This is a genomic window from Crinalium epipsammum PCC 9333 (assembly GCF_000317495.1).
GTDB lineage: Bacteria > Cyanobacteriota > Cyanobacteriia > Cyanobacteriales > PCC-9333 > Crinalium > Crinalium epipsammum.
On record NC_019753.1, the window covers coordinates 4705906 to 4719569 of the forward strand.

Genomic DNA, 13664 nt, shown 5'->3' on the forward strand with positions numbered 1-13664 from the left:
CCTGTAACTGTTTTGTCAAGAGGCTTTCAGAGAATTGTTGAAAAAAAACTGGTCAGACCCTCGTTGAAGATTGGGAAAAGGAGCGACAATCAACTTAACATTGGGGTTTCGTTGCTGTTTGATAATACCTAAATCTCGATTTTCGGGATCAGCAAAATACTTAACGGGGTCTGTTGCCTTACCTTTCTGATGAGCCATAGTAAAATGATAAAGACCGCGATAAATCATTTCTAATGAAATCTCGTCGAAGGGGAGAGCAAGTTCATCTGCTACGGCATCACCTAAATCTACTAAAACCGCATAAAATAACCAGGTCGCCCAAATTTGTAACTTAATTCCATTGATTGAACCCGTCCATAAATAACTTAAACCTAAAAGCCTCTTGACTGTGTTAAAAGCATCTTCAATCCGCCACCGCCGCCGATATAAATCTGCTACCACATAAGGGGGTAAAATATTAGGGTCTAGGACGCTGGTTAAATAAGAATGCCAGGTTTTTCCTGACCTGACTTCAATCAAACGCAAGGTAATAAATGGAGTCTTCTTTGTGCCAGAACCAAAGCGTATCTTCCGATCTCTCAGTTCATAACTATCGGTAAATATTTGTTCTACTTTGATTGCTGCTCCTTTTTTTATTCTCGTTATAAAATCTACTTTTTTCTCAATTAATTGAAACCAAAAATTAAAGTGATAAAACCCTCTATCCAATAACAGCAAGGTGTTTTTTGTTACTAAATTTAGAATGTTTTCTTCAAGTTTAATATCAGAAGCTTTAGAATTTTCTTCAAACCAAATTTCTACAGGTAATCTAGTCATTAAATCAATTACTGTACTCATTTTTCCGGCTAATTGCCCTCTTTGAGTCTCTTCTAAGCTTTTTAACTTCCTAAACAATGCCTCCAATGTTGACCCATCTACTATCCAAATCTTCTCAAATTTTGACAAGGTAAATTGAATACTTTCTGGCAATGGACGTTGATTTCTACTATGCCAAGTTGCTCTTAAACTCGGCAATAAATCTTTAAATACTTTTTCAAATAATTCAGATGGAAATGTTAAAAATCTTTGTGATACCGCTTGTTGACTAACTTTTGTGGGACTACACCACAGAAAACCATCTCTGGCTAACATTCTTGTTAGTTCTCTGACTCCTGCCACATCTCGCCACAGCAAGGTCAACACCGCCGCCATCATCAACGGTAAATTCAGTATCCGTTCTCTGAGTCCTAATTTTCGGTAGTAATTTTCTTGATTTGTAATGGCTGGTGTCAGTAATTTTTCCAATTGCTTGGCTATTACTTCGTCTTCCACCAGTGGTCGTTGTTTCTTTTTCGCATGGTCTCGATTGGTTTTTCGGCTTTGTGTCATGGCTGGTCTAAATCGCTCAACTACTTGTCTAGACTGAGTTTCTCACGATTTTTGACCTAGCCAAATACCACCCTTGACAATTTTCTCTTTTCCTTAACTTGTCACCAATGGATTAGATATAGGAATGCCGATCTTGATGATCACTGTACTTGATGATTCTGACTCTGTGGATCGAGCTTTTGAGGTAGGTACAACTGATTATATTACCAAACCTATCCAGTGGTCAGTACTGCGTTATCGGGTGCGCCGTTTGATTCAACAATATTTGCAAGCTCGACGTATAGATTCTCTGATGGAAGAATTACAACAAGCAAATCTTGAGGTGAAACGTCTAACTCAAGTTGTCGCTAGGTATGAACGAGGGGATTTGTAGTAATTTTTACTTAACTTACCTCATTGGTTTTTGCAAATTAAATAGCGTAATTCCTGAACTTATACATTACATATACGCGATCGCAAACACGCAGTTGCCATAATGATTGTATAAACGGTGTAACCCCAAGAAGATCAGGATCAGATCAACATACTAATTTGATATAAATCTAGTTTTTTTTAAGCAAGCTAACCCCATAAATACGCAGTTGGGTAGATGCTTTTTAATTTAACAAATAGGTTATCTTCCTTTTGTGTATAAACTAACGCAGCAAATAAGCATCAATGGAAAACCAACCAAGTTCGTCTAATCAGGAAGAATCTGAAACTTGTAGTCAGGTAAAAATCATCACTTCCGATTCCATACAATCTAGCTATAATCCTATATGTTGCCCACAGAATTCCCCCTTAAGTGAATTACGAGAAGCACAGATTATTGAAGAAAATAAACTTAATTGTAATTGGACTTTACAAAAAATCAAGGTTGTTCCCTACCCACAACCTGAATTTCACATTAATCATGATAAATCTACAGAGCAGGCAGGGGGGCAGAGGGGTAGAGGAGGCAGAGGGGCAGAGGGGCAGAGGGGCAGAGGAAGTTAAAAAATCACATCTTATATTTAATTAGGTTGACCTACTTAAAATCTTAAAAATAAAACAACAGACCTTTAAAGGTCTGTTGTTCTAAATTTTAGTTAATATATTTTTCCAACAAATAAAGTAGAGACGCAAAATTTCGCGTCTCTACTAATTAGCTGCTTAGTAACGGCTAGCAGTTGGTTTGTGAACGATGAAGCTAAGAACTTGGCACTGCTTCACGTTATCAAAACCTACAACGCGGATGAAGTTGCTGGAATATTCAGAGCGACAAGCTTTGACTTCATTTAGCACTTCGTTAACACTGCCAGCGTTGAATAAAGGCAACTTCCAAAGTGTCCAGTAGTGTTGCTCAGGAGCAGAACTTTCGCTAAACTCCACGCCAGGAATAAATCCTTGGTCAATCATGTATTGGATTTGCTTGGCGATTTGTGCGTCGCTGAGGGGGGGCAAGTAGGAGAGAGTTTCGTAACGACGCTCTTTGGGTAGAGTTTGCATAGTTTTGTAAAGGTAATGCTGGTAAAAATGTTGTCAGGTGTTCTGGCTAATCTGAAATATTATCTAGATTCGGCTCAGAATCAATTGGCTGTTCAGGATAAGTGCTGGGGTTACTGGAGGTTAGTTGCGTAAGTCGCTCTAGATGCTGGCGGCGATATTCCATATTTGCCTGCTGAATACCAGTACGAACTATCTCCGGCAAATAATCCGTCACTTCCTCGGCTAAATGCTGTCGTACAGTCATTACTCTAAACGCCAGGTCTTGTTTCTCGCTGAGTAACTCTTTAAGAAAAGCTTCTCCGTCTTGGATTTTTTCTTTTCCTGAAAAGTTACTTAGCCAGTACGCCAGAGGAGGATTTGTCTCAGTTAACTGAGTCAAGATAATCCGCACGGCTTGATAGGTCAAATAGCTACTCAGCACCTTTGCTGTATCTTTGGCAACTTGTTTTAAGTCCATCCTTGACCCCAGCTATCAGCTATCAGCTATCAGCTATCAGCTATCAGCTTGTTTATTCAGGCTGAATGCTGACGGCTGAATGCTAAAAGCTTTTACAGTGTATCCATTGCTTCAAACTCGAACTTGATTTCCTTCCACAGTTCGCAAGCAACAGCCAATTCAGGAGACCACTTGCAAGCTTCACGGATTACGTCGCCGCCTTCACGCATCAGGTTGCGACCTTCGTTACGAGCTTGAACGCAAGCTTCCAAGGCAACGCGGTTAGCTGTTGCACCAGGAGCATTACCCCAAGGGTGTCCGAGAGTACCACCACCGAACTGCAAGCAGGAATCATCACCGAAGATTTCTACTAGAGCAGGCATATGCCATACGTGGATACCACCAGAAGCTACTGGCATTACTCCAGGCATAGAAGCCCAATCTTGGGTGAAGAAGATACCGCGATCGCGGTCTTGTTCAACGTAGTTTTCGCGCATCAGGTCAACGAAGCCCATTGTGATGCCTTTTTCGCCTTCTAGTTTACCAACGACGGTACCAGAGTGCAGGTGGTCACCACCAGACATCCGCAAGCACTTAGCTAATACACGGAAGTGGATACCGTGATTTTTTTGACGGTCGATAACTGCGTGCATAGCGCGGTGGATGTGCAGCAGAACGCCGTTGCGACGACACCATTTAGCCAATGTGGTGTTAGCGGTAAAACCACCAGTTAGGTAGTCGTGCATGATGATGGGGGTGCCGATTTCTTTAGCGAATTCTGCACGCTCCATCATTTCTTCACAGGTGGGAGCAGTTACGTTGAGGTAGTGTCCCTTGATTTCGCCTGTTTCAGCTTGAGCTTTTTCAATAGCTTCTTGTACGAACAGGAAGCGATCGCGCCAGCGCATGAATGGCTGAGAGTTAATGTTTTCGTCGTCTTTTGTGAAGTCTAGACCGCCGCGTAAGACTTCATAGACTGCACGACCATAGTTCTTAGCAGACAGACCTAATTTAGGCTTAATCGTACAACCCAGTAGAGGACGACCATACTTGTTCAGTTTGTCGCGCTCAACTTGAATTCCGTGAGGAGGTCCTTGGAATGTCTTGAGGTAAGCAACGGGGATACGAAGATCTTCCAAACGCAGGGCGCGGAGAGCTTTGAAACCGAATACGTTACCAACCAATGAGGTCAGCAAGTTGGTGACAGAACCTTCCTCAAACAAATCGAGAGGATAGGCGATGTAGGCGATAAATTGGTTATCTTCACCTGGAACTGGCTCAATATCGTAGCAACGACCTTTGTAGCGATCGAGGTCGGTTAACAAGTCAGTCCAAACTGTTGTCCAAGTACCAGTGGAAGACTCGGCAGCTACAGCCGCACCTGCTTCCTCAGGAGGAACTCCAGGCTGAGGTGTAACACGGAAAGCTGCTAATACGTCTGTATCCTTTGGCGTATAGTCAGGCGTGTAATATGTGAGGCGATAATCTTGTACTCCAGCTTTATACCCAGTTTTTGACTGAGTTTTCGTTTGAGAATAAGCCATGTCTTCCTTCCTGAGGAAATTTAATGTTCCTTTATGTTTGTATAACTATACCAGGAAGGCAATAAGTTATACTTTTAACATTTTTTAACATTTCATAACTTTTCTTTATATATCTCTGGCATTTACAGTTTAAATTAGTGGTTTTTCTTAACATTGCTGTTTTAAGTTGCTCAAATGGATTTTTTCTCTGGCAACGGCAACACTATGTATTCAGTCATTTCTAGCATTGGCTCGATAGTGTTTCAGTATAAATACTTACATTTAGAAGAATTGTAAACAAGCTGGTTTTGAGTCTTGAGCTTAAACAAACTTAACTTTAGGGCTGCCGTGATTAATGACGTTTAAAAAAATGGTAGTCAAAGGTATTGGTCGCAGCTTACCTACTATCAAAACCGCACTTTCGAGGTAAGGCAGCATGATGAGTTGATTTAATTCTTCCAAAAATAGTGAGGGCTGAGTCCTAATATTGAATTAGATCTACCTAAAAGAAGTGTTAAATGGCAGTTACCACCCAACAATTGATCCAATGGAAACAACAGGCGCGTCCAATTGTTGTGCTGACAGCTTGGGATTATGCGATCGCTCAACTGTTGGATGCTTCAGGGGTTGATGTTGTCCTAGTAGGCGATTCCCTGGGGATGGTGACGTTGGGATATGAAACTACTCTACCAGTCACGTTGGAGGAGATGCTGCACCATGCTAAAGCGGTGCGTAGAGGTGTGCAACAAGCTTTAGTAGTTGTGGATTTGCCGTTTTTAAGTTATCAAGAAAGTCCACAGCAAGCGATACATTCTGCTGGTCGGGTTTTGAAGGAAACGGGGGCGCAAGCAGTAAAGTTAGAAGGTGGATATCCAGCGATGGCTGAAACTGTAGGACGTTTGGTAAAGGCTGGTATTCCGGTATTAGGTCATATTGGTTTAACGCCTCAGTCTGTACATCAGCTTGGCTATCGTCAACAGGGGAAAACGGCTGATGCAGGTGAGCGTATTTTAGGGGAAGCGATCGCGCTAGAACAAGCGGGAGCGTTTGGGATTGTTCTTGAGCATATTCCCGCCTCTTTAGCAGCGCAGATTACACAAAAATTAACTATTCCTACAATCGGAATTGGCGCGGGATCTGATTGTGATGGACAAGTATTGGTAACGGCTGATGTTTTAGGACTTTCACAGCGACAACCACCGTTTGCTAAATCTTATGTAAATTTGCGAGAAATAATTACTCAAGCGGTAACAGATTTTAGTGGTGAGGTAAGAGAGCGAAATTTCCCATAATCAATTAACAATTAACAATGAGTATTGATTTTAGTAAATGTCTGACTGAGACTAATTTTTCTGCTATATATATGTGGTTCTGCGATCGCTAAACCCTAAGATGTTATACTTAGTCAAGGTTAGCGAATTTGTACCTTGAAAACTTCATACAATCATCGTTTTAGGTGATCGCCTGAAGCGAAAATTATTAATAATCCCTTTTAGGGATTGAAACAGGAATATATACCCATCTGTGTATATGTACTTTGCTCCAGCGAAAATTATTAATAATCCCTTTTAGGGATTGAAACGATTATGCTCCATCGGTTCGGGTCGGGGCTGTTCGGCGAAAATAGCTAATAATCCCTTTTAGGGATTGAAACATCGGGGCTTTTGGCTGTGGTAAATCTTTATTTAGCGAAAATTACTAATAATCCCTTTTAGGGATTGAAACCCACCGTTAAGTGGATTGTCCAAACTTCTGAGCAAAAGTCAACTAATGAAAGTTCGTGAACTCATCCGACTCTTAGAGGACGATGGATGGTATCTAGCTAGAACTAGAGGTAGCCATCGTCAGTTCTACCATCCTGAGAAAACTGGAGTCGTAACAGTCCCAGGAAAATTTTCAAAGGATGTGCCAATTGGGACGCTGAAAGCAATTTTTAAACAAGCTCAATTAGGAGACGAGGATGAAATATAAGTACGAAATTATCATTGAAAAAGCTGAAAACAATTACTCAGCTTTTTCACCCGATGTCCCAGGATGTATCACAGTAGGTGACACGGTGGAGGAAACTTTACAGGAAATGGAAGAAGCTATCGAGTTTCACTTAGAAGGATTAAAAGAGCGCGGCTTACCTATTCCTGAACCTAAAACTAATCACTTCTATGTAGAAGTCAACGCTTAGTCACATATAGCAGTTAGCTTGAAGTCCCCCTTAAAAAGGGGGATTTAGGGGGATCTCTGCAATCATTTTTAGGGATTGAAACTAAATACTAATTAGTTAACTGAAATCTCTCTTGAGAACCTAAAGAATAATCTTCTAACTTGAAATCTCCAAAAGGTTTCTTGTTTAACCGATCATATAAAGCTTCATCCAGCAGTACCCCTTCATCTTTCTTGCTAACTCCAACAATAATCAAACTTCTTTGATAAGATGTTTCTGAAGGATTAATAGTCTTCTCACAATCTTTAAATTTACCTAAATTTAATAAATGATAATTTTTGACAGTGGGACTATTACCAAATAAAGTTTTTGTTAACAATTGGATATTTTTTGCTCTTTGAAGCGCCCTAAGTTCTTCAGCAGCTACAGCACCTTCGCAAGAAGCTGTTCCAACTGACATAATATCGGTTGTATCACCTAGCCTATTTAGTACGCCTTGTTGTTCAAGCCTTTGCTGTAAATCCTGTACCTTAATAATTTCATCATTACTTTGAATTTGAGAAGCACTGCCCAATCTCCATTCATATTCTCTGGATAATACAGCAACTTCAAATTCTGCGGTTTTACCTTGGCTATCTGTTCCTTCTTCTGGGGGGAAATAATCTATATCACCGATTTTTTCAGGTTCTTGCGATGGACAAGCATCTGATGATAAACCTAATGAACAAATCACTTTTGGACTGACAACAGCTAATACCCCTGGAACTGTTATTATTACAGTAATAAAAATGATAATTCGTAGGGTTGTGCTAGTAACATATTCCAGCCAACCAAATAAGGGAAATCTTAATAATTTTGCCCAGAATGCAATGATTAATCCAGCTATAATTGTTAGCGGGAATGGGCTGTCTGAGTAATATAATTCGCGTTCTAGTTCATCTAAACGTTGTAATATTTCGTTAGCATTGATCGGGCGATCGCTCGGATTTTGCGCCATTAACCAATCAAGAAAATCCATCAGCAATGGTGAAATCCCATCAGCATTACCGCGCCAGTAAATCTCATCTGTTTGAGGATCGTAAAAGTCTAAAGGATGATATCCCGTAAGTAGAAAAACAAACGTGCGTCCTAAAGCATAAAAATCTGATTGTAGTAATGGTTGATTACTAACTTGTTCCGGTGGAGTATAACCAGGGGAAATAACTGCTGGAATAGCATCTTCCATCCCATTACTAGCTAGGTGGAGATAGGTCAATTCACGAGCGGTAGCAAAGTCAATTAATACTAAATTACCTGTTGCTTGTGGGGTAGGGTAAACAGCCCTGGTATCCCCGCCACGAGAGGCATCTGAGGGTGCAAACTTGATATTTGAAGGTTTAATATTCCAGTGGTAGTAATCTTGGCTATGTACAGCAACTAAAATTTCTGCTATTTGTCTTAAATATGCGATCGCTTCCTTTTCAGATATTAGTCGATTTCCCTGTTGCTGTAACAACTCTTCAAAGTTGTAACCCTCAATATGCTCAATGGCGATGCAGTGCAACAGCAAACCATCGCGCGTCTGATACTGGAAATAACCATCTATTTGTGGAATTCCACGATGGTTTAGCTGTCCTAAAATATTTGCTTCTTCTTGAAAGAGTTCTACTGCTCTGGGGTGAGTATTAAGATGTTCTTTGAGAACTTTAATAATTTTGGGCGTATTTTGTTCATACGCCTCATATACCTTGCTAAAGTTATTATTATCAGTCAGCAGGCGCATCACCTGATAGCGATTGTCCAGCAGCAACTCAGAACCACAACTTAAACAGAAGCGGGTGTTGTCGTTATCCGCGTTAATTCTAGGACAGTTCGGATTGATGCACAGGCTCATAAGTTTAATATTAAATTAATGGAATAATAACCCCACATCCAACCCCCTCCTAGTTTACAGCGAGGGGGCTAATTGCAGGTAATTTGGGTAAATTTGGGAACCGAGCGATCGCACACTAGACCTGTTGCATAAGTTAAATTTTGGATAATTAACCACAGATAAACACAGATGCACACAGATGGTATAAGTGATTGAAAGCAAGAAGTCTAGTTTACACTTATTGCTATAAGTCCCCAAATATTTTAAGGGCTGAGATGACGTGCTGCTAGGTGCATAGCATCGGAAATATCAACATCGCCGTCGTGATCTGCATCCAAGAAGGCGTTAAGTACAGGATTCCCTCCTTGGGGACTTTGAGCGTTGGTTCCAGTTTGCAGCATATTCAACACAATAGGCACTAAAATAGGCAGCATTTGTTGAATCATCTGCGGATTTAAACCTGTTTTTTGAGCAACTGCATCTATAACTCCGTTAGTTTGATCAGGAGAGAATACGGAATTAACAGCTTGGGGATTTGGGTAAGACCCACTATATTGATTAACTATAGATTGTGCTTGCTCAGAGCCTTCAGTATCTCGCTTTTGCTGTAAAGCTGAACGCACATAGTTACCAACAATTGATAAAGCGGATTGAGTAGTGTTGCGATCAGTACCATAGCTATCACTTACTTGATCCACTGTACTGAGAATACTTGCTACTTGACCCGAACTGGCTGCTTGATCGGAATTTTGTAATGCTCCCAAAATTTGGCTAAAAAAGGTCATAATTTTTACTTTCCTTGACTTTACTCCACTCAATCTCGCACAGGCTAATGAGTGATTACCTCTAGCTAATAGCAGAAAATACAAGGGAGACTAGAATTAGATGCGTCTTCTATTACAACTATCTCGTTGGACTGGGAGATAATTCAGACAACTATATATATATTGCCCCAATGCCTCTGCCGCGCTTATTGACGCTAATTTTTGGCATCAGCTTGATCCTGGGGCTGGTGCTATGGCTGATTAATTCTCTATATCGCTTATATTGGCAAGTTTCGTTTACTTCGCCTTTTTTGGCGTTTCTACTGCTGTTATTGATTATTGCCTTACTAGGCGTTTTAATTTGGTCGTTTATTTATTACTTAGGATTATTTGGGCGCAGACAAACACCAAGGCGACGACTTGCGCCGAAGGTTCCAGCAGTAAAGACGGAAGCGGCGGAGGAAACGCTACGGGCGGTACGTCAACAGGTGGGGCAAATTCAAGATGAGGTGGCAAAGCAAGCTTTATTAGAGCGATCGCGCGAAATTGAAGCTAATCTAGCAAGAGGAGAACTATTAGTTGTCGTCTTTGGTACGGGTTCGGCTGGTAAAACTTCTTTAGTTAATGGGTTAATTGGGCGCATGGTGGGTAAGGTAGATGCGCCGATGGGAACTACTGAGGTAGGGGAAACTTATACCTTAAAGTTGAAGGGATTAAATAGACAAATTTTAATTACAGATACCCCAGGAATTTTAGAAGCTGGCGTTGCTGGTACTGAAAGGGAACAGTTAGCAAGACAGTTGGCGACGGAAGCAGATTTATTATTATTTGTAGTGGATAATGATTTGCGCCAGTCGGAGTATAACCCGCTTAAGGCGTTGGCGGAGATAGGGAAGCGATCGCTCCTCATCTTAAATAAAACTGATTTATATACACAAGAAGACCAAGAAGTAATTTTAGCTCGATTGCGGGAACGAGTACGCGGGTTTATTGCTAGTTCGGATATAGTTGCGATCGCAGCTAATCCTGAAGCAGCATTATTAGAATCTGGGGAAACCTTTAAACCCGACCCTGATATTATGCCCTTAATTCGACGCATGGCAGCAGTTTTACGGGCAGAAGGAGAAGATTTAGTTGCCGATAATATCTTATTACAATCGCAAAGATTAGGAGATGACGCAAGGCGTTTACTTGATGCCCAACGCCGTCGCCAAGCCGAAAAAGTAGTAGAAAGATTTCAATGGATTGGTGCTGGTGTGATTGCCGTGACACCATTACCAGTTGTAGATTTATTAGCTACAGCCGCAGTTAATGCCCAAATGGTAGTAGAAATTGGCAGAATTTACGGCTGTGAATTAAATATGGATCGCGGTAAGGAATTAGCCCTTTCTTTAGGTAAAACATTAGCAAGTTTAGGGATTGTTAAAGGTGCAATCGAATTAATTTCCACTGCATTACAGTTAAATGTAGCTACTTATTTATTAGGTAAAGCTATTCAAGGAGTGACAGCAGCTTATTTAACTAGAATTGCTGGAAAAAGCTTTATTGAATACTTCCGTCAAGACCAAGATTGGGGTGATGGAGGAATTACAGAAGTAGTGCAAAGACAGTTTCAACTTAATCGTAAAGATGAGTTTGTGAAGGCATTTGTTACAGAAGCGATCGCGCGAGTTGTTAAGCCTTTAACTGATAATTCTGAAGCAATTGAAGCGGAAAAAATTCATCGTAATCAAGAAGATGATTGGCAGTAAATTTGTGCGCTATGTATAATTATAGAGAATATCATTTGCGTTGAATTAACCGTAATAAAAACCGATTGAATTGTAGGGGCGGATTGACAGATCAAATCTGCTACTGATAAACATATAAATTTAACCCGCCCTTACACCTATTATGGTTAACCACCCCAACTTAATATAATTTACCCAACCTACTATAAATATGCAAGCCACAGAAACAAAAACCACTACTCCAGAACAATATTTAGAGATAGAAACTCTAGCAGAATATAAAAGTGAATATTACGATGGTGAGGTAGTTCCAATGGCAGGCGGTTCCCCTAATCATAATCGGATAGCACTTAATTTTAGCGGTGCGTTGAATTTTGCATTAAAAGGGCAAAAATATGATGTCTTTATGACTGATATGCGCTTATGGATACCTCGGCAACGCATTTACACATATCCAGACGTGATGGTTGTTGCAGGAAATTTAGAATTTGCCGAAGGAAGAAAAGATACAATTACTAACCCTTTATTAATTGTAGAAGTATTATCAAAATCTACTAAGAATTTTGATTTGGGTGAAAAATTTGAGTTTTATCGAACTATTCCAACATTTCAAGAATATATTCTGATCGATCAGACTAAAATTCATGTAGAACAGTTTGCCAAAACTACTGATAATAAGTGGCTTTTGTCTGAGTATGAAGATGAAAACGCTACTTTAGCATTAACTAATCTTCAATTTGAAATTCCGCTAGTAGATATTTACAGCCGTGTAGAGTTTAATGAATAGTAAATATCGTCTGAAAGAATTAATAAAGAATGTTATACGCTTCAGCATTAATCAATCTGTGGAAAAATTTTGTCTAAAGCGAAACCCCAAACCCCATGTTAGATCTGGAGAATGCTTTGAAATAATGTTTTATTGGCAGATCTATGAACAAATGACGGGAAAAATAGTAAAATCTACTTCAATAGATACGTTAATAGAAATAGCTTTAGAAGAATGGCTAGAGAGAGTTGATAATTAAGTATTCTGGCTCATATAAGCACTCTTATGTAATGCCTTGATTTTAAGAGGGGCTGGTGATTAGGGATTAAGTGCAAAATACTCTATTTTTTCTGGCTATTTCTAGCATCCAAAAATTTTAATTGCTGGTAAAGCATGGCTGTTTTTGGTAAATTTACCCCTACTTTTTGAGCAGCACGTAAAGGATTACCAAACATGGTTTCTACTTCAAGCGATCGCCTTTCCTCATAATCAATCTTCATACTCGTCCGGTACGGTTTCGTTTTTACCGTGTAATCCAGCATTTTTTGTATAAAACTGTCAGATATGATCCGACCACAAGCTGCTGCACCTGCTACAACTTCCTGCATTAACTGTTCTACTAAAACGCGGGCGTGTGGATCAGCCATTAATTCATCTGTTAGCGCATCAAGAACTACAGATAGCCCATTATAAGGAATATTCCAAACCAGTTTTTGCCAACGTGCTAACAATAAATCTTCAGCCAAAAGTATCGGAATCCCAGTGCTATCAAAGTCACTTTTAATCTGGCGCATTCGCTCACTAATTCCAACTACTTGATAGTCAGGTACATATTCACCGAGTTTAATTTCACCATAATCTAAGTGGCGAATGTGTCCAGGTGCTACTTTATTAGAACAAAGAAAACATAACCCACCGATTACCCGATCTGCACCAACAATATCAGCAACTTCTTCTTCAACACCTAAGCCATTTTGCAGCACTAAAACCACGCCGTCATCTTTGACGACATTTGGCAGGATTTTCGGTAATAGGTAGTTGTGCGTTGTTTTGAGGGCTACAATTACTACATCACAAGCTGGCATTTTTGCCGTGTCATTGTAAGCCTTGACACAAGGAAGCGTGAAATCTCCTGTAGGAGATTCAACAATTAAACCATTGAGGTTAACGTATTCGTAATCAGTATTGAGCAGGAAATGGACATCCAAACCTGCTTGTTGCAGTTTAGCGCCGTAATAACCACCCAAAGCGCCTGTACCAATAATGGCGTAGCTACGCATATTAAACAGTAAAGTTATATTTTGTAACTCATAGCTGATAAATGATAACTGATAATTGATCGTTGATAATTGATAATTGACTTATGGGGGCAGGTAGCATTTCGCCCCTGAAGTCAAGCAGTTGCACAATTAAAAGGTATGCGATCGCCAGAGCTAAAGAAATTGCCCCAGCTATAATAGCTACAATTTTGGATCGATCCATTTTTATTTTCCTCAAGCAGATCTCGATCTTACAGAAAGCCTGCCATCATGCCCATGTGCCTCTAGTTATGGCATGGTCAAAAAAGATTAGACTGCCTATTGGAGATAATTTATATAGT

The 13664-nt window shown here is 40.1% G+C and carries 15 protein-coding genes; 7 read left to right on the top strand and 8 right to left on the bottom strand.

Annotated features, from left to right (window positions below; translation table 11 throughout):
- Positions 1 to 15: 15 nt before the first annotated feature.
- Entirely contained in the window at positions 16 to 1314 is a 1299-nt protein-coding gene (locus CRI9333_RS20440; RefSeq protein WP_083890046.1) for an IS4 family transposase, read from the bottom strand.
- 190 nt (positions 1315 to 1504) lie between these two features.
- On the opposite strand from CRI9333_RS20440, the gene CRI9333_RS27920 reads away from it, so the two are divergent.
- Entirely contained in the window at positions 1505 to 1741 is a 237-nt protein-coding gene (locus CRI9333_RS27920) for a hypothetical protein (protein ID WP_041226139.1), read from the top strand.
- A gap of 284 nt (positions 1742 to 2025) precedes the next feature.
- Entirely contained in the window at positions 2026 to 2343 is a 318-nt protein-coding gene (locus CRI9333_RS20450; RefSeq protein WP_015205057.1) for a hypothetical protein, read from the top strand.
- A gap of 156 nt (positions 2344 to 2499) precedes the next feature.
- Here CRI9333_RS20450 and CRI9333_RS20455 read toward each other — a convergent pair whose 3' ends face one another.
- The 3 genes from CRI9333_RS20455 to CRI9333_RS20465 all read right to left on the bottom strand — a co-directional run bounded on the left by CRI9333_RS20455 (position 2500) and on the right by CRI9333_RS20465 (position 4815).
- On the bottom strand, positions 2500 to 2835 hold the full coding sequence (locus CRI9333_RS20455; protein ID WP_015205058.1) for a ribulose bisphosphate carboxylase small subunit: 336 nt from the start codon (positions 2833 to 2835) through the stop codon (positions 2500 to 2502).
- 46 nt (positions 2836 to 2881) lie between these two features.
- Positions 2882 to 3292 (bottom strand): RuBisCO chaperone RbcX, encoded by a 411-nt coding sequence (rcbX, locus tag CRI9333_RS20460; protein WP_015205059.1) that lies wholly within the window; start codon positions 3290 to 3292, stop codon positions 2882 to 2884.
- A 92-nt stretch (positions 3293 to 3384) separates the two neighbouring features.
- Positions 3385 to 4815 (bottom strand): form I ribulose bisphosphate carboxylase large subunit, encoded by a 1431-nt coding sequence (locus tag CRI9333_RS20465; protein ID WP_015205060.1) that lies wholly within the window; start codon positions 4813 to 4815, stop codon positions 3385 to 3387.
- Between the two features lie 497 nt (positions 4816 to 5312).
- Here CRI9333_RS20465 and panB point away from each other — a divergent pair, with 497 nt between their 5' ends.
- From panB to CRI9333_RS20480, 3 genes are all read left to right on the top strand, one after another.
- Entirely contained in the window at positions 5313 to 6086 is a 774-nt protein-coding gene (gene panB / locus CRI9333_RS20470) for a 3-methyl-2-oxobutanoate hydroxymethyltransferase (RefSeq protein ID WP_015205061.1), read from the top strand.
- Positions 6087 to 6564: 478 nt separating this feature from the next.
- A complete protein-coding gene (locus CRI9333_RS20475; protein WP_015205062.1) occupies positions 6565 to 6765 on the top strand; it encodes a type II toxin-antitoxin system HicA family toxin in 201 nt (66 codons plus the stop codon).
- A complete protein-coding gene (locus CRI9333_RS20480; RefSeq protein ID WP_015205063.1) occupies positions 6755 to 6973 on the top strand; it encodes a type II toxin-antitoxin system HicB family antitoxin in 219 nt (72 codons plus the stop codon). Before CRI9333_RS20475 ends, CRI9333_RS20480 begins: the two co-directional genes overlap by 11 nt.
- Positions 6974 to 7061: 88 nt before the next feature.
- On the opposite strand, the gene CRI9333_RS20485 is transcribed toward CRI9333_RS20480, so the two are convergent.
- Complete coding sequence (locus CRI9333_RS20485) at positions 7062 to 8825, bottom strand: serine/threonine protein kinase (protein ID WP_015205064.1); 1764 nt, start codon at positions 8823 to 8825, stop codon at positions 7062 to 7064.
- Positions 8826 to 9067: 242 nt separating this feature from the next.
- A complete protein-coding gene (locus tag CRI9333_RS20490; protein WP_015205065.1) occupies positions 9068 to 9589 on the bottom strand; it encodes a DUF937 domain-containing protein in 522 nt (173 codons plus the stop codon).
- Positions 9590 to 9759: 170 nt separating this feature from the next.
- On the opposite strand from CRI9333_RS20490, the gene CRI9333_RS20495 reads away from it, so the two are divergent.
- The gene (locus tag CRI9333_RS20495) at positions 9760 to 11319 is read left to right on the top strand and encodes a YcjF family protein (RefSeq protein WP_015205066.1); all 1560 of its coding nucleotides are present in this window, start codon (positions 9760 to 9762) and stop codon (positions 11317 to 11319) included.
- Positions 11320 to 11509: 190 nt separating this feature from the next.
- Positions 11510 to 12085, top strand: coding sequence for a Uma2 family endonuclease (locus tag CRI9333_RS20500; RefSeq protein WP_015205067.1), 576 nt, complete (start codon positions 11510 to 11512; stop codon positions 12083 to 12085).
- A 320-nt stretch (positions 12086 to 12405) separates the two neighbouring features.
- Here the strand turns inward: CRI9333_RS20500 and CRI9333_RS20510 are convergent, their stop codons facing one another.
- On the bottom strand, positions 12406 to 13344 hold the full coding sequence (locus tag CRI9333_RS20510; RefSeq protein WP_015205069.1) for a putative 2-dehydropantoate 2-reductase: 939 nt from the start codon (positions 13342 to 13344) through the stop codon (positions 12406 to 12408).
- A gap of 28 nt (positions 13345 to 13372) precedes the next feature.
- Complete coding sequence (locus CRI9333_RS27435; RefSeq protein WP_015205070.1) at positions 13373 to 13546, bottom strand: hypothetical protein; 174 nt, start codon at positions 13544 to 13546, stop codon at positions 13373 to 13375.
- Between the last annotated feature and the right edge of the window lie 118 nt (positions 13547 to 13664).